This is a genomic window from Croceibacterium selenioxidans, assembly GCF_018599195.1.
GTDB lineage: Bacteria > Pseudomonadota > Alphaproteobacteria > Sphingomonadales > Sphingomonadaceae > Croceibacterium_A > Croceibacterium_A selenioxidans.
The window spans coordinates 56,505-79,447 of record NZ_JAHFVK010000002.1 but is presented as its reverse complement, the minus strand read 5'-3'; the positions used below and the strand labels follow the sequence as shown (position 1 = coordinate 79,447).

4 protein-coding genes are annotated in these 22,943 nt (G+C 63.5%); 1 reads left to right on the top strand and 3 read right to left on the bottom strand.

Annotated elements, in window-relative coordinates; translation table 11 throughout:
• Positions 1-78: 78 nt before the first annotated feature.
• The 3 genes from KK137_RS09245 to KK137_RS09235 all read right to left on the bottom strand — a co-directional run bounded on the left by KK137_RS09245 (position 79) and on the right by KK137_RS09235 (position 21,619).
• On the bottom strand, positions 79-5,706 hold the full coding sequence (locus tag KK137_RS09245; RefSeq protein ID WP_214536158.1) for an autotransporter outer membrane beta-barrel domain-containing protein: 5,628 nt from the start codon (positions 5,704-5,706) through the stop codon (positions 79-81).
• Between the two features lie 770 nt (positions 5,707-6,476).
• Positions 6,477-19,724, bottom strand: a complete 13,248-nt coding sequence (locus tag KK137_RS09240) for an autotransporter-associated beta strand repeat-containing protein (protein WP_214536157.1) — start codon at positions 19,722-19,724, stop codon at positions 6,477-6,479.
• Positions 19,725-20,170: 446 nt separating this feature from the next.
• The gene (locus tag KK137_RS09235) at positions 20,171-21,619 is read right to left on the bottom strand and encodes an NAD-dependent succinate-semialdehyde dehydrogenase (RefSeq protein WP_250893807.1); all 1,449 of its coding nucleotides are present in this window, start codon (positions 21,617-21,619) and stop codon (positions 20,171-20,173) included.
• A gap of 38 nt (positions 21,620-21,657) precedes the next feature.
• Here KK137_RS09235 and KK137_RS09230 point away from each other — a divergent pair, with 38 nt between their 5' ends.
• Positions 21,658-22,854, top strand: coding sequence for a hypothetical protein (locus tag KK137_RS09230; protein ID WP_214536156.1), 1,197 nt, complete (start codon positions 21,658-21,660; stop codon positions 22,852-22,854).
• Positions 22,855-22,943: the final 89 nt, after the last annotated feature.

Genomic DNA, 22,943 nt, shown 5'->3' with positions numbered 1-22,943 from the left:
TTGCAGCGCGACCTTCAAGAAAAAGGCCGGCCCTTTCTCGGGCCGGCCTTGTCTTGAGTTTTCAGGGTTGGCCTGGACTTACCACTTGATGCGGAGGCCAACGCGGCCGCCGACGTTGTAGCTGTCGGCCGGGTTGTTGAGGCTGGTGTCGGCGGTGACTTCGCCGAACACCTGGACCTTGCCGTCGTTCCAGCTGTTGGTTCCGCCAACCGCAAGCCCACCCCAGAGCCGGTCGTCACGGGTCGCGAGCGTTCCCGTATCGGTTGCGGTTTGCCCGGCCACGGTGACCTGCGAGCCGTTGAGGAACTCGTAGTGCAGGTTAGGCTGGACGTAGAGGTGCGAGGTCGAACGCTTGCCGTTCTCGCCCACACTGCTCGTTTCGTGATCGAGCGCCACGCCCAACCGGCCGCGCAGGCTCTTGCTCCTGTCGAGCGAGACGTCCGCATCGAAGGCATCCTTGAAAGCCTCGACGCCCACCTGCGAGTAGGTCAGTTGCGCCTGCGGGGTCAGCGAAAACTCGTCATCGAGCTTGTGCTTCCAACCCGTTTCGATCGAGCCAGCCACGCCGTGGCCCTTGTTGCCCTTGGCCAAGGTGGTTTCGGCAGTCCGCGACGTCAGGTCGCTGTCGTACCAGCTGTATTGCGCCTGGGCGTCGGCATAGAGCCCGTTGTCGCCGTACCAGGTGAGCGTGCCACCCACACCGGCCACATCGGTCTCGATCTTGCCGGTACCGAAGCGCGAGCGGACATCGGTCGTGCTCTGGCCATAGCGACCGTTGATCCCGGCCACGAGCGCGCCGTCCTCGGTCTCCACCAAGGGGACGTCGACTCCCATCTGAATCAGCGCCTGGTTCTGGCTGCGATGGGCACCGGTGGTCGAGTTCGTCGGTTCGGTCCGGCCGACCTTGCCGACGACGCGGCCCCAGGCCCGCGAACCGTTCACGGACTCGCCCCCGTCCTCCTGCCAGGCATGCTGGCCCACGCGCTGACGCAAGGTCGGCAGATCGTTCAGCCCCTGCAGCGCCTGCGGATACTGCTCATAGATCGGAGCACCGGCCTGGTAGACCTCGGGGCCCGGAATTTCTTCCGGCTCCTTGGGTGGGGTTGGAGTCGGCGTCGGCGTCGGCGTCGGAGTGGGTGTCGGCACCGGGGTCGGCGTCGGCGTAGGAACCGGCGTCGGAGTGGGCGTCGGCGTCGGCGTCGGCGTCGGCGTGGGGACCGGCGTCGGAGTGGGCGTCGGTACCGGGGTCGGCGTCGGCGTGGGGACCGGCGTCGGAGTGGGCGTCGGCGTCGGCGTCGGGGTCGGCGTCGGCGTCGGGGTCGGCGTCGGCGTAGGTGTCGGCACCGGGGTCGGATCGAGCTCCGAGCGCAGGTACCAGTCGCCGTTTTGGTCGGTCAGGCCATCCTTCTCCAAGGTATAGCCATAGAGCCCGCCGACCACGACTTGGCGCCCGTTTTTGTCCACGTAGTCGCCGAGCAGCGCGAAGTCGCCGTCCGACCGGCCGTCGATCTCGATCAGCTTGATGCCGTCGGTGGTGTAATCGCCCTGTCCTCCGGCGTTCTTTACCTTGACCTTGCTGTCGCCCGAGGTGTTGCCCTTGACGTGCAGCTTGTCGGTCCGCGAGTTGTCGTCACCCAGTTCGGTGTCGAACGCGATGGTGCCGCCTTGCCCGACATAGTCGCCCTCGATCGTGAGCGTATCGCTCGCGCCGCTGGTGCCATTGGTCAGGTCGATGAGACCGGCATTGAACACCGTCGCCGGGCCACCATCGGCCGAGATCGTGGCATTGACGTTATTGCCGGCAAGGAAGGCCGTGCCGACTTCGACATTGAGCTTGCCCTGCGAAGCGAGCTTCAGGTCCCCGTCTGCGGTCAAGGTGGACTGGTTGGTCAGGCTGACCTCGTTCCATTCCGCGAGACGTTGCGTCCCCGTGGTCTGGCTGTTGTCGAACACCAGGCGGTCGTTGCCATCCGCGCCGCCGATGCGGGTGAGACCTGCGATCTGGGCGTCGGTGACATTGCGGAAGGTAGCCCGGTCATCGCCCGCTCCCGTCGTCAGTTCACCGGTGAAGGTGCCGCCGCTCATCTCGAAGATGTCGTCGCCACCGGCCAGATCGACCTTCCCGGTGATGCTGCCGTCTTCCTGATAGACGCCCTGACGCTGATCGCCGCCGAGGATGGCCACGCCATCGACCGGCGCGGCGATCGTGCCGCGGTTGACGAAGATCTGTGTGGTCGCGCTACCAGGATCCGGGAAACCGGACGAGGCAGTGTCCGTCAAATCGACTGTCGGGGCCGCTGTGCTCAAGGAGACCAGCGATCCATTGTTGGCAATGTGTGGGGCGGGGCCTGCGACCAGGGCCGAACCGCCTTCGGCATTCGTCACCGTGACCTGCGCGCTGGTATCGATAGTCCCGGTGGTGTTCGCCCGGATGCCGGTCGCTCCAACGCCGTGGGCGTTAATCACATAACCGCTGCCCAGGACCAGATCGTCACTGGCTGTGTAGTTACGTGGGTCACTTGCGTTCCACCAGTAACCTGGCACCTCCTCGTCGCCAATTACCAGAATTACGTTACTACCGTTGAATGCGACGCCTTCCCCCGATCCATTCACGTTGATGGTCACATCGGAGTCAGGATCGATTGTAACCGCGGTGCTGATGCCAGCACCGTCGGCCACGTTGATCGTGGTCCCGGCAAAGCTGATGTTTCTATTCCATCGCGTGTTATAGACGCCATTACCCGTGCCGTTGACGGTGATGGTGTTGGCGCCGAGCTGCAGGCCGGTTGCCCCCAGTCCGACCAGCACGCCATGCGCGCTGCCATCGGTCACGATACTGCCGGTACCGTTGGTGGCCACCAGTGAGGCGCCGTCCTGGATTTGCACGCCGGCCCGACCGTCGTTTACGGTGATAGTGCCATTGTTACTCAGCTGCGAAGCGGCACCCGCCCCTTCGACAAGAACGCCGATGCCGTTCGCAATAGTGATGTCGCGGTTGTTGTCGAGAACGCCGCCGCTGCGCGCAACCACGCCGATGCTTTGGCTTCCGGTCAGGTCGATAGAACCATCGTTGACCAGCTTTCCGCCAGACTGGGTGACGAAGCCAATAGTCCGGTCGGCCGAAGACGAAATATCGGCCTCATTCGTCAAGAGCGATGAATAGGTCCCGGAGCTCGGAGTGCCTGCCAGGTCGATCTTCCGCCCATCGACAACGCCGGCCACGGCGTTGTTACTATCGAGCGAGACCGTGGTGCCCGACCGCAAGTGGCCCGTTGCGCCGCCATCGACGCGGATGCCGGTGGCACCATCGCCCGTCATGTTGAGCCTGGCGTTGCCGGTATCGACCGTCGTGCCCTGGCCCGAGGCCACGATAATCGTCGAGTCCTTGCCCGAAGCGGTCAGAGTTTCTCCGGACGCGTTGAACGACGCGCCGTCCTCGATCCGGAACAGTGTCGAACGCTCCGTGCTGACCTCAAGCGCGCTCGAGGCGTTGGTGATCGTGGAGCCCGCGCCATGGGTGAAGTAGCCGATCTGATCGGTGCCGGATTCGAAGTCGACGCCAGCGTCGGCCCCGATGTTCACGGTGGCGCCGTCGCGCGCATGGACACCGATAGCGCCCTGGCCTTCAAGATTGACCGAGCCTGCTGCCATGTCGGCCGTGGCGGTCGCGCCTTCCGCCCAGACCCCGAAATTGCGGGTTCCGGACGCGGGATCAGCGTACCCGGCCACGTTGATCGTGCCAGCGTTGGTGACACGGGTTGCGCTTGTCCCAGTGCTGACCGCCTTTAGGCCGACGCCGTTGACGCCCGTGAGATCGATCGTGCCGGAGTTCGTGACGGTGGCATTGTCCGAGTTTTCGGCGAACATGCCGATGTTCTGGATCGGCGTGCCGCTCGCCGCACCGAGAACAGAAATCGTCCCCTGATTGTCGACAACAGCGCTAGCGTTGGTCTTTTCGATCTTCATCCCCACAGCGCCTTGCGTGAGGCCGCCGATGGTGATTTGCCCACGGTTGGTGGCTTTGGCGTTGCCGCTTGCGAGGATGCCATAAGCGGGCAGGCTATTCGCCACATCCTCAACCGCTTCGGGGGCGCGAACGTCATATTGCGCGGCGCGGCCAATATAGATCTCGCCGTTGCTCTCATTGGTGAAGCTGGGAATGCTGGTCGCGCCTGCGCCCCCGCGAACGTGAACGCCCGTCACCCGGCCTGACCTGAAGTTCGGGTTGACCGCGACGTTGATTGTGCCGCTACTGGTCGCCGAGGCTCCGCTGTGCAGATCAATCCCGGAGTTCACCTGCCAACTCGCGTTGCTGGTCGGGCCGATGTCATAGCCGGCAACGTTCATGATTCCGTCATTGACGAATGTGGCTCCCGCACCGCCGATCTGCGCGCCATAACCGGCGTGGTACTGCCAGGTCGGCACACCTCTGGTGTCAACGTCATCAGCCGAAAGGTAACCGCTCGAAATGACGCCGTTATTGATGCCGGCGCTGCCCGCGTCGACCCGCACAACCGCCGTGTACTGGCCGGAGACCTTGCCGCCTCGATCGACCTGAACGGTACCGCCATCGCTTGCCCACAAGGCAGGGCCGATGTCAGTGCCGATGATCGGGATTCTCACATCGATCTGGCCGCCATCGCGAACCACGCCGAGCGCCCCGGCGCCCTGAGCGTGAATGACCGAGCGGTTCCCGACTGCCATGGCAACTTCGTCGTCCGGCGATACCGGGTTAGCGAACTGTACAGTCTGCGACTCAAAGGTGACCGCCTGGGCAAACGCCGTGTTATAGGCCGCTTGAGAATTGAGCGCGCCACTCGCCAGCGCGCCGACCAGGCGGTCGTTGTAGGCCTTCAGATCATCCAGGTTATTGACGGTATATTCGTCGCCGTCGAATCCGGTAAACGTTCCAGCGTAAACGGGAACTTGCACGCCCCAGCCCTGCACTGCCGGGTTTGCAGGCTTGTCGACCGAACTCATAACCGTGTTGCGCGAAGTCCATTCGACCGTGCTTCCGGCCTCAGCCTTGGTCAAATCCGTCCGCTTCATATTCATGTTGATCAGATTTCCACCGGCCGACGGGGCCTTGGTGGGATCACCGATGTTCACCGCGAGCGTGCCGCCCGTCTTGGCAGTGCCCAGGCGCGCATCGACGTACATCTCGTCGTTCACGTTTTGAAAGCGTCCGACAGTGTGATCACCCCAGTCCCGGGTCGTGAAGGAGTCGCTCGAGTAGGTCCTGACGACAGTGGTGCCGTGCGTGATCGGATCGGGCGTGCCGACACCCATCGACTGTTCCCCCAGGAGGAGCCGTTCCATACCCTCGGTCGAAGGGACGATATCGCCCAACCGAGTTGACGCCCAACCGACTGCCCCGGCAGCAATCGAGCTGCTCGATCCGGTCAGCGTAATCGTGTCGCCGCCCTCGGCAATGACGGCGCCAGCCTGATTGTCATTGTCGCGCGGGTTGAACCCAAGGGTCGAGAGGTCGCAGCTGTTGCCATCGGTGACCGGCGAACCATCGCCGCACGTCGACGCAGCCGCGGCCTGTTCCGCCGCGCCGGTGAAGGCGAGCGCCGCGAACATCGCCACACTCGAGGCGCCGGACCGCAAGCCCATCGACCGCGCACGAGGGCGGCGTTCGACGTCCACGGACCGCTTGCGGTCAATCCGCACGTAGTCCCCATCCTTAAAAAGCAAAGCCATAAAAAGGTCCCTAAATGTCATGAGTTGGCGAATAAATAATTCGCCAACCGGTAATTGGTGAATAATAATGCTAATGAATGCCTGGCCTTTATCGGCTTCTTGCACCACGAAATAAGGTCCCGCATGAAGTTGCGGAAAATCATTCGTTCTGCGCAACTCTAAGGGTTGCGCTCGGATCGTAGATTTGACCCATTGGGGCCCTCGTCGTCACGGTAGTATCCGTGACACCCCTAAGGTTTGCTCATGCTAGAGGAGCATCTCAAGCAACAAATCCAATTCATGCGATCAACATGAGTCGTTGGATAGGGCAAAGTGGATTACAAAAAGATGAATGAGCGACAGGTCCGCATTAAATATCTTTAACGTTCAATCCATATTGCGTATAGAACATGGTAAATAGGCATATTCACATAAGTTCAATATCAAACATGGCCTATATTTATATAAATGCATGGTCATTTGTAAATTACATTACATATAACCTATCCTTACGCTAGGATGCCACTTCCTAGCGGTTGGGTCATTACGTAAGTTCCCGTATTTAGCTTCGGCCATTGACTCCCCCGTGTGGGGGGGGCCTCGAGGGCGAATTCCGCCCCTGGTCGAGTCCTCCGGCGATCCGGCTCTTCTGCGGACGCGCGGTGGCTTGGTCTGCACCTTTGGGTAAGGGTATTCCCCTCCCGCGTGCGGGAGGGGAATTGGTGGGACGGGGAGGGAGCTCTCCCTCCTCGGTCCCTAGTGGCGCTCTGTTGCCTTCAGCCCCGTTCGTGTCACCACTTGACCCTCAGGCCTACGCGGCCGCTGAGTTGGTAGCTGTCGATGGGGTTATCGAGGCTGGTGTCGAGGTTGGCTTCGGCGAAGAGCGAGATCCTGTCGTCGTTCCAGCTGTTGGTGCCCCCGATGCCGAGGCCGGCCCACAGGCGGTCATCGCGATTGGCGAACAGCAAGGGGTTGGCGCCGTTGGCGTCCGAGACGGTTGCCTGGGCCCCCTCGAGGAGCTCGTAGTAGAGGTTGGGGACGACATAGAGATGCGAGCTGGTCCGCCGGCCGTTTGCGTCGGTGGCGCGGGTCTCGCGGTCGAGAGCGAAGCCGAGCCGGCCGCGCAGGCTTTCTCCCTTTCCATCGGAGACGTGGGCGTCGAAGGTATCGTCGAAGGCGGAAAAGCTCACGTTCGAGTAGCTGAGCTGCACTTGCGGGGTCAGCTTGAACCCGCCGCCGATATCGGTCTGCCACCCGCCCTCGAGCGAGAGGCCATAGCCGTGGCCGCTGTTGCCCTCGACCATGGATTTGCCCACGGTGTTCGAGGCGAGGTCGCTGTCGTACCAGTCGTAATGCGCCTGAGCGTCGGCATAGACACCGTTGGCGCCGTACCAGGTCAGCGTTGCACCGAGGCCGAGCCCATCGGTCTCGATCCGGCCGTTGCCCTCAATTGAGTGCACGTCCGACCGGCCGCTGCCATAGCGCGCGGTCAGCCCGCCCACCAACGTCGAGCCATCGGCCCGCTCGCTCAGCGCCATCTCGGCGCCCACGTTGAAGGTGTAGAGATCGTCGCTGCGTTCGGTCAGCGCGGTCGACAGGTGCGGATCGGACCGGCCTAAGCGCGCATCCACCCGGCTCCACACCTCGATGCCCTCAAGCGCGAGGGCGTCTCTACCGGCGAAGGACCGGTAACCCACCCGCTGCCGCAAGGTGGGCAGGGCGTTCATCGTTAGCAGGGTCTGGGCATAGTTTTCGTAAAGCGGCGTGCCCGGATTGAACAACGGTACCGGTGTCGGCCCCTCGCCAATGGGCGCGGTCAGCTCCGAGCGGAGGTACCAGTCGCCGTCGGCCGGGTCAGCCTTGCCGCCCTGGTTCAGCGTATAGGCGTAGGCGCCCGCTACCACGGCCTGCTGGCCGGTAGTGGTCACGAAGTCGCCGTCCAGTTCGAACACACCGTCGGAGGTGCCGGTAACGTCGATCAGCCGGATGCCGTCATCGGTGCGCGCTCCGCCACCGCCCGCGTTGACCACTTGCACCACGCTCGAGCCCGCGCTGTTGCCGCCGATCCGTAGCAGATCGGTTGCCGACCCGTCGCCTTCGAGCGCGGTGTTGAAGACCAGCGTGCCGCCTTGCCCGACATAGTTGCCCAGCACAGTCAGCACCGTGCCCGGCGCACTCGTCGCGTCCGCGACAAAGGTAACAGTCCCGGCATTGGCCAGCGCGCCGACGCTTTGGTTGAACCCACCGAGAGTGAGCGACGCTCCCGACGCCACGGTGTGCGCCGAGGCCGCGCTCAGGCTGCCCGCCACGCCGGCTTGGAGGGTGCCCGCGGCGATCAGGGTCGCCCCGGTGTAGTCGTTGGCTCCACTCAGCACTGTGGTTCCCGAGCCGGCCTGCGTTACCGCTCCCGAACCGCTGATTTTCCCGGCAAAGGTGGCCGTGTCCGAACGGTCGAATACCAGCGTGCCGTTGTTCGCCACATCGCCCAGGATGGTGCCGGAAGTCCCGCCTGCGCCCAGCTGCAGCGTACCCGCCGAGATCAGGGTGCCGCCCGCATAGTCATTGGCGCCGGTCAGAATCAGCGTTCCGAGATCGCTCTTGACCAGCTCACTCGCGCCGGTGAGCCCGGCGGCGATGGTGGCGGTGTAACCGGCGCCTGCCGCCGTGCCGTCACCAACCCGAAGCTCGGAGAGCGGTCCTGCGAGCGTCAGCGCGTCACCGTCGATCACATAGCCATCGACCAGGAACTGCATCCCCGAGGCGGTGACAGTACCCAGACTGTTGTCCACGCTGACCGTGCCCGGCGCGCCCATGAAGATCGCGAAGCTGCCGTCGCTGAAAGGCGCGTTCAACGCTCCGGTGGCGTCGGTCCAGTTGTCGTTGCCCGCGCTCGACTGCCACAGGCCCGTGCCGCCGTTCACGACGTTGTTGTTCTTCGGCCCGGCCGCGCCGTCCCAATAGTTGAGCGTAAGCCCGGCGTCATTGACCAGGTTGACCTGGTTCGCGATCGAAGTCTGCACATAGAGGCCCGTGACCGGGACCGTGCCCAGCTCCAGGCCGTTGTCGGTTAGCGCGCCGGCATAATCGAACACCCGATAGATCCCGGTCGCGAACGTGCCGCCCGCAGACACCGCGACATTGAGGGTGCCGTCGAGCACGAGGTCGCCCCCCACCACGGTCAGATCGTTGAGGCTGCCGCCGACAACGCCCGCCTCGCCGAACTCGTAATGCAACACCGCACCGCCACTCAGAGCGAGGTTGCCGTTGATCGTCAGCGTTCCCGGGCTGTCGCCCGGTGCCAGGATCCCATCATCGGCCACCGTCACATCGCCGCCGATGATGCCGCTCCCGCCCAAAGTCGCGCCGGCTTCGACGCTCGTGAGCCCTGTGGCACCCGTCTGGTCGCCGTTGACCAGCAGTGTGCCGCCTGCTGCCCGCGTGGGTCCGGCATAAGTGTTCGGGCCCGAAAGGATCAACGTGCCGAGGTCTTCCTTGACCAGGCCGGAAGGCCCGGCCAGCGCCGCCTCGATCGTGGCGACATAACCGGCACCACCGGTCGTCCCGTCGCCGACGCGGACATGCGTCTCGGCGGGGGTTGCCGGGCTTCCGACCAGTTGGATCGCATCGCCGGTAATCACGTAGCCGTCACTTGCGAACTGCATCCCCGCGACATTGATCGCGCCGAGGCTCCCATCGACGGTCACCACGCCCGGAGCCGCCTCGAAGATCGCGAATGAGGCATCGATAAAGGGCGCGTTCACCAGGCCGTCGGCCGTGGTCCAGTTGTCGTGGCCCTGCGCGTTCTGCCACACGCCGTCGCCGCCATTGACCGCACCGTTGTTCTTCGGACCCGCATCGCCATCCCAGAAATCGAGCGCGAGACCCGCGGTGTTGATCAGGTTGACCTCGTGAATGACCGAAGTCTGGACGAAGAAGTCGGGCGAGGGGATCGACCCCAGCACCAACCCGTTGTTGGTCAGTGCGCCCGCGTAGTTGATCACGCGGTAGATTCCGGGGCCAAACGTTCCGCCCGGCGACACCGTCACGTTAAGCGTGCCGTCTAGAACCAGATCGCCGCCGACCTCTGTCAGATCGTTGATCGGGCCATTGATAACTCCGGCTTCGCCAAAGCTGTAGGCGAGCAGGGACCCGTTGCCGAGCGAGAGATCGCCACTCACGGTCAGCGTGCCCGGGGCCGCGCCGACATCGCCTGGCGACAGGGTTGCGCCGTCGGCGATCACAACGTCGCCGCCGATCGTGCCGATCCCGCCGAGCGTTGTGCCGCTCAGCGTGCTGGTCGGACCCGTCGCCGCCGACTGGTCGCCGTTCACATAGAGCGCACCCGCCGTCACCATGGTGGGGCCACCATAGCTGTTGGCGCCGCTCAGCACTGTGGTGCCGCCGCCCGCCTGCCGCACCGAACCCGTGCCGGAGATCACGCCCGCAAAGGTCAGAGTGTCCGACCGGTCGAACACCAGCGAGCCGTTGTTGGCCACATTGCCCGTGATCGAACCGCTTGTCCCGCCGCTCCCCAATTGGAGCGTTCCGGCGGTGATCGTCGTCCCTCCGCCGAAGCTGTTGTTGGCTGTCAGAGTCAGCGTGCCGGCGCCGGCCTGGGACAAGGAGCCCGAGCCCGATATCACCCCGCCAAAGGTCACCGCGTCCGAACGGTTGAATACGATCGCTCCATTGGTCACCACGTTGCCGCTGATCGAGCCGGTGGTTCCACCCTGGCCGACCTGAAGCGCGCCCGCCGCGATCGTGGTGCCGCCGCCGTAACTGTTGTCGGCCGCGAGGATCAGCGTCCCCGCGCCGGATTTGGTCAACGCACCGGCGCCGCTGATAGCATTGCCCTGGGTCAATGTGCCCGCAGCAACCTCGAACGTCCCGCCGGCGGGGCCGACAAGCGTGTCGCGCGCCATCGCGATGTCAGCCGTCGTGCGCAAGGTCCCGCCATCAAGCGTCAGGTCGGTCCCGGCGGCGCCGAGGCCGCTGTCGGCCCCGATCTCCACCACGCCGCCGTTGATGACAGTCCCCCCGGTATAGCTGTTGGCTGCCGACAGGAGCAGCGTGCCTGCTCCTTGCTTGGTCAGCGCGGTCCCGTTCCAGCCTGTGGCCGAGGCCACTTGATCGGTGAGGGCGACGTCGACATCGAAGGTTTGCCCCGCCGCGAGCGTGAATGTACCGTTGCCTTCGATGGGGCCGGCAAACCAGGCCAGTCCAAACCCGATGTCGTAGTTGAGGCCCGATGGGCTGATCGCGCCAACGAGCGTCAGGTAATCGACTGGGCTCGCGGCGCCGCCGAAGCCGATCGAGGCAAAGTCGCCGGTGATCCCGCCGGTCGTTTCGATCACGGTGAACCGGCTTGCGGGCAGGGCACTGGCCGAAGCAGGCGGCGTTCCTGTGAAGCCCGTGACATTGAGCGTTCCGCCAAGGCTGGCCGAGGACGCCGTGATCGCGGGCTCGACCGGACCCACTGCCACATTGAGCGTCGATCCGGCTTCCTGGGTAAAGCTCCCTCCCACCGCGAGTTGCGCAGTGCCGCTCAGCACCGTGGTTGCGCCATTTCGCGTGACGTAGGTATTGCTGACGGTGAATACCCCGGGTTGCGCAAAGGCGAGCGTTCCGACTTGCGCGTCGACATCGCCAGTCTCGCTGCCGCCGGTGAGCGTGACGTCGCCGAGTCCGATCTTCAATAGCAGCCCGGATCCGCTGAAACTGTTCGCCAGCGTCACATCGGAGTTGAAGGCGAACTCGATGCTCCCGTCGTTCGAGACTGCGCCAGAACCCAAGGCTGTGTCGCTCGTGGCGATCAGGGTGCTTGTCGCCCCGTTCGTCGTGCCTCCGCTATAGGTGTTCGCGCCATTCAGCACCGTGGTCCCGGCGCCGCTAAGCTCGAGCGCCCCGGTCCCGGTTATCGCGCCGTCAAGGAACAGCGAGGTGTCGATCGCGGTGTCGATCTCACCGCCCAAGTCACCGAGCGTGATGGCCCTTGCGGTAACAAAGCTATCCGTCGTGCGCAGCGTTCCGCCATCAAGGCTCAAGGCTCCCGCGGCGGCGCCAAGATTGCTGTCGCTCGAAATTTGCAGCGTGCCGTTAGTGATGGCGGTGCCGCCGGTGTAGGTGTTCGCCCCGTCTAGGACGAGCGTTCCGAGGTCGGTCTTGAGCAACTGCGTGGCGCCGGTAAGATTGGCCATGATCGTGGCCGTGAAGCCGGCTCCGGCGGCTGACCCGTCACCCACGCGGATGGTAGATTGCGGACCCACCAGCGCTAGCGGATTACCTTCGATCAAGTATCCGTCGACGGTGAACTGCATGCCTGCAGCGGTGACTGTGCCCAAGCTGTTGTCCACTGTCACCGTGCCCGGCGCGGCGGTGAAAAGGGCAAAGGCTCCGTCGGCGAAAGTTGCGTTGATCGTGCCCGTCTCTTCGGTCCAGAACTGGTTGCCCACGCTCGATTGCCAAAATCCGTCACCGCCGGTGATGATGCCATCGTTCGGGGCGCCGGTGGCTCCGTCCCAGAAGTCGAGAGCCAGCCCTGCCGTGTTGACCAGGTTGACCTGACCAGTCACCGCCGTCTGGATCAGCAGGGAGGGGCCGGGCGTCGTTCCCAGCAACAATCCGTTGTCGGCCAGCGTGCCGCCGTAGTTGACGATCCGGTAAAGCCCCGGCGCGAAATTGCCGCCTGCGGACACCGTCACATCGAGCGTTCCATCAAGGACGAGATCGCCCGAGACATTGATCACGTCGTTCAGCGGTCCGCCCGCCACATTGGCCTGCCCAAATTCAAACTCGAGCGTCGAGGCCGCGTCCAGCGTCAGATCGCCGTTGATGGTGAGCGCGCCGGGGCTGTTGCCCGGCGCAAGGGTGCCACCGGTGCTGGTGACATTACCCACTGTGCCAACACCCTCGAGCCGTCCGCCCGCAGCTATCTCAACTTCGGCACCCGACATGTCTCCGTTGACTTGGAGAGTGCCCGCGCCGCGCGCCCGCAGCGTTCCTGTGAAATCCCGGTGATCTGCGTTGAAAAGGGTGCGTCCGCCAATCGCGTCGAGCAGACCGGTGCCGACCAGGCCGGTCCCCGATCCCAGCGCGTTGTCCGCCCCGCCGTTGATGGTGGCATCGAACACGTAATCTTGCGCCGTATGATTGAACAGGATCGATCCCTGGCCCGCGCCGAACGCGATGAGGTTGGTGGAGATCGTGCCGGGCGCGAGCGCCGAAGAGCCTTCATGCGAGCCGATAATGAGTTCGCCCGTTGCAGTCGCGCTGCCGGTGGCGACTCTCAACGCAGCGGTGTCGACCGCGCCGCCATTGGCAACCATAAGACTGCCGTCTCCAAGATCGCCCAAGGTTATCGCGCTTCCCGGGTCCGTAATGGTCCAGCTCGATCCTGTGCCGATCACAAATACGCTGCCGCTAATGCCGGCATTTTGCCCTATGATCCCGGAACCGCCGGTCACGAGACCGCCATTGTTGATCTGCAAGGCTCCTGCGCCCGACGCACCGATGTAGAGTTGAGCGCCGCTTGTGGAGTAGTCGAGGTTCGAGCCCGCTCCGTTGACGACGACGACGCTGCTGTCGCCAGGGTCGCGCCCGATATAGCTCGTGCCAACATCCAGCGTTGTCGCGGGAGCAAGGGTCAGAAAACCTTCTTTTGCGACAAGACCGCCGGCGCTGCCGCCGCCGGTCAACGTCGCGTTGCCGAACCCGCTCTTCACCAGTTGTCCGGTACCGGTCAGGGTGTTCGCCAAAGTGCCGTTGGCGGCGAAGTTCAGCTCAAGCGTGCTGTTGTTGAGTACTTGGCCTGTGCCCAACGCACTGCCGTTGGTTGCAATCAACGTGCCGGCGGATACGGTCGTGCCGCCGGAATAGCTGTTGCTCCCTTTCAGGAACGTGGTCCCGAGCCCCGACTGCACGACGGCGCCACTGCCCGAGATCGCCCCGGTAAAAGTGAGGGTATTCGACAGATTGAGCACGAACGTACCGTTGTTCGCGACATCGCCGGTGATCGAGCCGGTGGTGCCGCCCGCGCCCAGTTGCAAGGTCCCCGCGGCGATCGTTGTCCCACCGGTGTAGGAGTTCGTGCCCGTCAGAACCAGCGTGCCTCCACCCGCCTTGGTCAGCACGCCAGAGCCAGCGATCGTCCCGCTGTGCGTGAGCGCAGTGGCCACCAAGGTATCAAGGGTTCCACCGCCCGTGCCCAGGGTGGTCGATCGAGCGGTCGCGAAGCTGGACGTCGTGCGCAGCGTGCCACCGTTGAAGCTCAGGCCGCCCGCTGCTGCGCCGAGGTTGGCGTTGCTCGATACTTGCACAACCCCGCCATCGATCGCCGTGCCGCCAGTATAACCGTTGGCCATCGAGAGGATCAGCGTCCCGGCGCCTTGCTTGGTAAGCTCGGTCCCGTTCCACCCGGTTGCCGATGGCGTCTGGTCGTTCAGCGGAACGTCGACCGTAAACGTGGTGCCTGCGCCGAGAGTGAAGGTCCCATTGCCCTGAGTGGGGCCGGCTAACCAGGTCAGGCCCAGGCCGACGTCGTAATCGAACCCCGAAGCGCTGACGGCGCCGGTCAGGGACAAGTAATCCACCGGGCTCGACGACCCGCCAAAGCCCACTGAGGAAAAGTTGCCGCTGATCCCGCCCGAGGTGCTGATGACCGTGAATCGAGTCGCGGGGAGGGCACTCGCCACGGCGGGCGGGGCGACCGTAAATCCTGTGACGTTAAGCGTGCCGCCAAGATTTGCCGTCGCCGCGGTGATGATCGGTTCAACGGTGCCGATCGCGATGTTCAGGGTGGCATTCGGAGCCTGGACGAGCGCTCCGGTTACGCCAAGCCGTGCCGTGCCAGTCAGCGCGGTCACGGCGCCGTCCTGCGTGGTGTAGGTGCTGTCGACCGTGAACACACCCGGCTGGGCAAAGGTCAAAGTGCCGTTCTGCACATCGACTCTGTCGGCCGCGCCCCCTCCGGTTAGCGTCGCATTGCCCGCGCCGGTCTTCAGCAACTCTCCGGGTCCGCTCAGACTGTTCGCCAATGTCGAATCCGCGGCAAAGGCGAGTTCCAGTGTCGCGCTGTTCAGGATGCTCCCTATCCCCAGCGATCCACCCTGAGTAGCGGCCAACCGGCCCGCCGTTATCTGCGTACCCCCGGAGTAAGTGTTGCTTCCGCTCAGGGTAGTCGTGCCCGCTCCAACCTGCAGCACCGAGCCCGAACCGGAAACCAGGCCTGAAAGGGTAAGCGCGTTCGATCGATTGAAAACCAAGGCGCCGTCATTGACCACGTTGCCCACAATCGAGCCCGAGGTCCCTCCATTGCCGAGCTGGACCGCACCCGTCGCGATCGTCGTGCCCCCGGTGTAGGTGTTCGCACCGGTGAGGACCAGCGTGCCGCCACCCGCCTTGGTCAGGCTGCCAGCTCCCCCGATCGTCCCGCCGAGGGTGAGCTGCGTGCCGGCCAAAGTCTCGAAGGTTCCACCTTCGGCGCCTAGCGTCGTGGCGCGGGCCACTGTGAGATCGGCGGTCGTGCGCAACGTGCCGTCATCCAGGCCAAGGCCGCCGCCCGCGGTGCCAAGGCTGGCGTTGCTCGCTATTTGCAGAACCCCGCCGTCAATCGCGGTGCCCCCGGTGTAGCTGTTCGCGCCCGACAGGATCAGTGTGCCCAGATCGGTCTTGAGGAGCTGGGTGGTGCCCGTCAGATCGGACGCGATCGTTGCCGTGTAGGCGGCCCCGTCAGTGCTGCCGTCGCCCACCCGGATTTCGGATTGTGGGCCGGTGAGCTCAAGCGGATCGCCCACCAGCGAATAGCCGTCGACCGCGAACTGCATTCCCAAAGCTGAGAAGGTGCCGAGGCTGTTATCTACCGTGACCGTTCCGGGCGCGGCCTCGAACAGGGCAAAAGTATCGTTATTGAAGGGCGCGTTGATGAGGCCGCTCGCATCGGACCAGTTGTCGTTGCCCCCGCCGCTTTGCCAAAGCCCGTCTCCTCCGCTGATGACACCGTCATTGCGGCCGCCGGATCCACCGTCCCAGACATCGAGCACCAGACCGGCCGTGTTGATCAGATTGATCTCGTTCGACACGGAGGTCTGGAGGAAGAAGTCCGGCGACGGAATCGTACCGATCGTCAGCCCGTTGTCGGTCAGCGTGCCGGCATAGTTGATCACGCGGTAAAGTCCGGGACCGAAGCTGCCGCCCTGGGCGACCGTGACGTTGAGCGTGCCATCGAGAACCAGGTCGCCGCCAACGTCGATCAGGTCGTTGGCCGGGCCGCTGACGACGCCAGCCTCTCCGAATTCGTAGTCCAGGATCGAGCCATCGGAGAGCGACAGATTGCCGTTGATGGTCAAGGTGCCCGGGCTTTGGCCGGGAGACAAGGTCCCGCCGTCGGCAACGGTCACATCGCCGCCGACGATTCCGATGCCGCCGAGGGCCGCACCTGAACTGACGGTGGTGAGGCCGGTCGCAGCCGATTGGTCGCCGTTGACGTAGAGCTTGCCAGCCAGCACCTGCGTCTGACCTGCATAGCTGTTTGCGCCCGTCAGCACCGTAGTGCCGCTACCCGCCTGGACCAATGAACCGCTGCCCGAAATCGTCCCGGCGAACGTCAAGCTGTTCGACCGGTTGAAGGCCAGAATGCTGTTATTGGTCACATCGCCCACGATGCTGCCCGTGGTGCCGCCGTTGCCCAACTGCAGCGTGCCGCTGCTGATCGTCGTCCCGCCAGTGTAAGTATTGGTTCCGGTCAGCGTCATCGTATTGCCGCTAGGCTTGCCGACGGAACCGGTCCCGGAAATCGTGCCCGCGAAGGTCGAAGGCCCCGACGCGTTGTTGAGGCCGAGCGTCGCAGAACCCAGCGTTATGGTCCCTGCGCCCGACAAACCATTAACGATTTGATTGAAGCCGTTAAGGTTCAGCGTGGCGCCGCTTGCCACCGTGACGGCGTTGCTTTGCGCAAAGGAATTGACGACGTTGGTCTGCAGGGTTCCCGCGTTGATGACAGTCGCGCCGGTGTAAATGTTTGCGGCGGACAGGATCAGGGTCCCCGCGCCCTCCTTGGTGAGCGTGGTCCCGCTCCACCCCGTCGCCGATGCGGCTTGATTATTGAGCAGGACATCGACGTTGAACGTATCGCCCGCACCCAGCGTGAATGTGCCGTCGCCCGCTACCGCGCCCCCGAACCATGTCAGACGATAGCCGAGATTGTAGCTGAGACTGTCGGTGGTTGTTCCTCCCGTGAGCAGCAGATAGTCGACCGGACTGGCTGCGCCAGACAGATCGATCGCCGCGAAATCACCGGTGATGCCGCCGGTTGTTTGAATGATCGTCCTCTGCGTCGATGACAAGGAACTGGCCGATGCACCTGGGGCAGGCGCAAAACCGGAGACGATCAACTCGCTCCCTCCGAGAGCTGCAGTCGCAGCGGTAATCATCGGGCTGTTCGACGCGCCAACGTCGATATCGAGCGTCGCGCTCGGCGCGGCTTGGGTGAAGGTGCCGGTCAGCGCCACCATCGACGAGGGCCCGATGTGCGTGGTCGCACCGGCCTGGGTCGTGAGGCTGGCGGCCTGGAACGCACCGTTTTGTTCGAAATCGAGCGTTCCGGCGGAAACGTTGACGGCTCCGATCGTCGACGCGGCATGGGTCAACGTCGCAGTTCCGACGCCGGTCTTGCTCAGCGTACCGCCGCCTTGCAACTGGTTGGCAACCGTTTCGTCACTCGCGAAGTCGAGCTGCAACGTCGCCACGGGATTGACCGTCACCACGCTAGTGCCAAGCGCGTTGCCCGTGGCCAGGATCAGCGGTCCGTCCAGTATTTCGGTAAAGCCGACGAAGTCAGGACTGCGGCCCGTCAACGTGAACGCAGCGGTACCATTCTTGGTTAGCGTACCCGCGCCCGCAATAGTCCCTTGATAGGTCAACGGGGAAAACTGAACGGCGATTAGTGTTGCCGCGTCACCAATATCGATGTGGGCTCCCGAAGCCCCCGACAGTTCGCTGGCAATCTGGAACGTGCCTGTAACGACGTCGAGGATGCCCCCGTTAAGCGTCACCGACGAACTGTTGCCATAGGCGCTGTAATGCGTTGCACTCAGCGTCCCTTCGTTGAGAACCGTCGGTCCGGTATTCGCGTTTGGACCGGCCAGTATCAGAGTGCCGGTCCCGTTCTTTGTGATGCCGCCGGTACCGATCATTGTCCAATCGAGCGTCAGCGTATCGGAACCCGCGATGTCCGCCAGAATCGGACCGGTAAGATTGACTGGCGTTTGGGATTGCAGGGTTCCTTGCCCGGAAAGACCGCTCCCGGCCTGCATCGTGATGCTTGGGGCATTGATGATGAACGTGCCGCCATTGCCCGCGATAAAGCCGCCCGCCTGTGCGGTCAGCGCGGAAGCGGAGAGTTGTGCGCCCGTATCGCCGCGCACCGTGCCGGAGCCACCGACGGTGAACGTACGTCCCGCTGCGGTGCTGCCGTAATACACTCCGTTTGCCAGCGTGAAGTAACCGCCCGAAACATTGGTGATGGCCTGGATATTTGAATTGTAGAGACTGCCCGCTCCGGTGGCATCCCCGTGAAAGATCACCTCCCCGGCGCCCGTTTTGTTGACCGTGACCGTCGAGGCCGCTTGCGAAGCGATCGGATCGTAGAAGTGGATGGTCTGGCCCGTGGCCGCGTCGAGATTGAAGGTGCCGGAGCTGCCGAGGTAGACCGCATTTGGCGTCCCGGTTCCCGCGACTGGCTGGTTTCCGCTGACCGAAACGCCTTGCCGGTTACCCTGGAAGAGGATGTCGTCGGTCTGAGCACTCAACGAGATCGTGCCGGCCTGAAGATAGATCGCCCCGCCGAAGGTCGAGGCGGAATTGTTGAGGAATTGCGTGCCGGAATTGAGGCTGATCGAAGCGGCTGCGGAATCGTAGAAGATCGCGCCGCCGTAACCCCCTCCGGCGCCAGTGCCCGCCTTAACGGCGTAGTTGTTCTCAAATATCACAGGCGCGGTGAAGACGTACCGGTAATCGTACGAGGAGCCGTTGGCGAAGGCGCTGATGGCGCCGCCCCGCGCGCTTGCGCCCGTACCGGTAGATACGACGTAGTTGCCGTCGAACGTGGCAAGGTCGTTGAACTGCACGATCGTGGCGCCGCTTCCGGGGCTGAGGTATCCGATGTTGATCGCGCCGCCGCGCGGTTCCCCAGCTCCGGTCGCGCCGCTGATGACGTGATTTCCGCTGAAGACGCTGGGGCCGTCAAAGTTCAGCCGGGAATCGCCGCCCCACAGGTCTATCGCCCCGCCGAAGTAGTTGATGGCGCGATTGTTCCTGAAGGTCGCCGTTCCGCCGCTGAAGGTCATGACGTTCGCGGCCTGATAGAGGCTGATCGCGCCGCCATAATTGTCGGTCACGTTGTTTTCGAAGAGGAAATCTCCGGACATGTTCATCGTGCCGGGATAGAGGGCGGCGACGCCCGCCGCGTCGCCGTGCCCGACGTTGTTCCGGAATGTGGCGCCATTCGTTCCCGTTCCGGCAACGACGTTGAGCGTCGAGGTCGCACCGTTGACGAAGAGGACGCTCCCCTCGACGCCTGAACCTCCATCGAAGGTCTGAAAGGCCGCGTTGTTCAGGTTGAGCGTCGCGGTGTAGTTCGCTCCGGCATATCTGAACAACGGCAGGTCATAGGCCGTCGTCCCCTGGAAGGTGATGTCCGAGAATGTCGCGTTCGACGGAACACTGGCTACCGGCACGAGGATCGAGTTGGCCAGCCCCGTTACCGTGATCGTCGAGTCCGCGCCATCGAGCGTCAGTTCGGCGTGCGCGGCGTTCTGGGTAACAGCCGTATTCCAGGTGGAATCGCCTTCAAGAATGAAGTCGGTGTTTCCCGCGTCCAGATTGGTGTTGAGGTAGGCCCCCACATCGGTGCCGGCCGGTATCTGTGATTGCGCTGACGCTGGGGACGCCAGCGCGAGGGCGGAGACGCCGACGAGCAGGCCGATTACGGTAGGCTTTCTAGTCCGTCCGGTTCCGGGAAATGAACCATGGGAAGGACGCGTCATAGCTTTCTCCTGCGTTGTCGCGGGGATCGACCGTGCAGGCGGCCGGGATTGATGGTTTTAGAAAGGGTCGGCTCAACCTCGTGCCCCTCGGCTCGCTTGAGGTTGGCTGACTTCGCGGGACGTTGATTTTGAGCGGATCGGCGCCCGCAGCCGGAAAACAAAAACTGTCAGGAATCATGCTCTTCTCTTGCCGGCGCCCGGTCAGAACGCCTTACTTCCTAGCGCGACCCGGGTGCCCCGACAGACCCCATTATGGCCTCTTTGAAAGGGCCCACCATCGGGAAAAATACCTACGGGAAATCTACCGCCTGGGTGGGCTCCCAGCGCTACGAAGGGGCAGGACGGATCCACCAGAATTTTCCCTGGGCATTATCCCCGAGGACGATCCCAATGTTCGGTAAGGCCAATCGCCCGACGGCTTATCGGGGCTCCTCGACCGATCGAATTCAGGCCGCAAACCCGCCGATCAATCCGTATTTCAGTTCGAGATATTCATCGATCCCATGGTGCGAGCCTTCGCGACCAAGACCGGATTCCTTGATGCCGCCGAATGGCGCAACTTCGGTCCCAAGCAAGCCCTCATTCACGGCCACCATGCCGTATTCCAGCCCGTTCATCACGCGGACCGCGCGACCCAGATCGCGCGTGTAGAAGTAAGACGCGAGGCCGTAGCGCGTATCGTTCGCGATCCGCAGCGCCTCTTCCTCCTTGTCGAACGACATCACGGAGGCAACCGGGCCGAAGACTTCTTGCTGCGCGATGTCCATGCCGGGCGACACGCCGGTCAAGACCGTGGGCGTGTAGAATTGCGCGCCCGCATTGTGATGCCCACCGCCCCATGCGAGCGAGGCCCCTTGCGAGAGCGCCAGGTCGGTTAGCGATTCCACCTTCCGGAAGGACTTCTCGGTAATCAGCGGGCCGATTTGCGCGCCATCCTCCAGACCGTTCGCAACCTTGAGGGCGCTCACGCGGGTCACGAATTTCTCCACGAAGCGATCGTGCACCTCGCGCTGCACCAGCATGCGGTTGGCTCCGATGCACGACTGCCCGGCGTTGCGGAACTTGGCGATCATCGCACCCTCCACCGCGGCATCGATGTCGGCATCCCCGAACACGATGAAGGGCGCATTGCCGCCCAATTCCATGCTGACGCGCTTCACGGTGCTTCCCGCCTGTTCGAGAAGCAGCTTGCCGATGGCGGTGGAGCCCGTGAAGCTGATCTTGCGAATGGTAGGGTGCGTGCAGAACAGCTTTCCGACCATCGACGCGTTGTCGCTCGGAACGATCCTCAGGATTTCGGCCGGGATTCCCGCCTTCACGGCCAGTGCTTCGAGCGCGAGCGCGGACAAGGGCGTCTCTTCGGACGGCTTGATCACCATCGCGCATCCCGCCGCAAGCGCTGGAGCAGACTTGCGGGTGATCATGGCGAGGGGAAAGTTCCACGGAGTGATCGCCGCGCACGTCCCGACCGGTTCCTTGTTTACGACAATGCCCTTGCCCGCGGCAAAGCTGGGTATCGTTTCCCCGTAAACGCGCTTGGCCTCCTCCGAATACCATTCGACGAAGCTGGCGGCATAGTCGACCTCGGTTCGCGCTTCGGCCAGGGGCTTGCCGCTTTCGCGCGTGCAGATGGCCGCCAGGTCTTCCCGATGGAGAATGATAAGGTCGAACCATGTCCGCAGCTTGGCGGATCGCTGCTTTGCCGTGGCCGCGGCCCAGTCGGCCCGTGCGTTGTCGGCCTTGCGGATGATCTCGCTTATCTCGGCCTCGGAATAGGTCCGCACCGAAGCCACCCTATCCCCATTGGCGGGGTTGAGCACCGCCATGCCGGCGGCATCGTCGAGAGCTTGTGGGAAAAGGTTGGAGAGCAGGTCCGGCATGATTTCGCCTCTCATTTGGCGGAGCTGAAAGAACGCTGCGCCCGCCAACGTTGATGTGCCTGCTCGACCTTCGTTTGCCAAGCGCTGGATCGGGACCTATCCTGCCGCTGCAGCCGGAGCGAGCGATTGAAGTGAAAGCGCTTTACGCATTGCCGGACCACGAAGTCGTCGCAGGCCTGATTCCCGGTATCGTCGAGAACCGCCTTCCCACCCAGGAGGCAGTCCAACGTATCCGGGCCACTCCGGGAATGGTCCCTGTCGCCATCGACCCAGAGGGCGAGCACGGGGGTGGGGCGGTCCTATGGGCGGACATCGGGGAGCATCCGTTTCGCGAATGGCAATTCATGTACACCGTGGAGAAGCTGGCCGAGAGCGGGCAGATCGGCGAGGCCTTCTCGACGGACTTCGCGATTCTTAAGGACGATCGCATCCTCGCGGACCCGATCGAACCGGACGGGTTCCTTTTTCACATCTCGCGATGCGGATCGACGCTTACGGCAAAGGCCCTGGCGCGCTCTCCGCGCCATGTCGTGATCAACCAAGGGGGACCGCTCCAGCGGGGCTTCTGGGCCACGATCACGCGTGACTGGACGCAGCCGGCTGAAGCGAGCCCGGAAAATCTCACAGCATTTCGCAACCTGGTATTGGCGATGACCCGCCGGCGCCGGCCTGAACAGGTTCACGCCTTCGTCAAGTTCATCAGCTGGAACACGCTCTACATGGATTTTGCCATGCGGGCCTTTCCGGGGATGCCGGGCCTGTTTCTCTATCGCAACCCTGCGGAAGTGATCGCCTCCGTCCTGCGCGAGACCAGCGCGGTGCTCTGGGCGAAGGGGCGCCGGCAGGCGGGCTTCATGATGGGTGGCGATTGGCGGGTGACGCAGGACATGGGCGATGTCGAGTATCTTGCCCGTTGCTTTGCTCACTACCTAGACGTCGCAGCGCGAGATTCGGGTCGTGTTGCGCACGTCAACTACAAGGACATCAATCCCGCCAATTTCCCCGCCATCCTGGCTCGGGGTTTGAACTTTAAGCCGGATAGCGCGGAACTGGCACTGATGCTGGAGCAGTTCAGGTTTCACTCGAAGGACGACAACGATCAGCAGCTATTCGAGGTCGACAGCGCCGAAAAGCTCGCCTCCATGTCAGACGAGGACAAGCGGCTTGTGAACCGGATTTGTGGAGATCTTGTCGCCCGGTTGGACCGTTCTGCATCCAACCTGTTTGCGCCAACGGCCAAACACGCGTAGTTAAGGGTACCCCATAAGTTTGACATACATGGGGTGGCTGTCGGATCCGCGAATGCAGATTCCCGGCGGGCTAAACTGGCGCAGCGCCC

Excerpts from the sequence above, each read along its gene's own strand:
- KK137_RS09230 (WP_214536156.1), top strand. The coding sequence starts at position 21,658 with ATGTGCCTGCTCGACCTTCGTTTGCCAAGCGCTGGATCGGGACCTATC.
- KK137_RS09235 (WP_250893807.1), bottom strand. The coding sequence starts at position 21,619 with ATGAGAGGCGAAATCATGCCGGACCTGCTCTCCAACCTTTTCCCACAA.
- KK137_RS09245 (WP_214536158.1), bottom strand. The coding sequence starts at position 5,706 with ATGGCTTTGCTTTTTAAGGATGGGGACTACGTGCGGATTGACCGCAAG.
- KK137_RS09240 (WP_214536157.1), bottom strand. The coding sequence starts at position 19,724 with ATGACGCGTCCTTCCCATGGTTCATTTCCCGGAACCGGACGGACTAGA.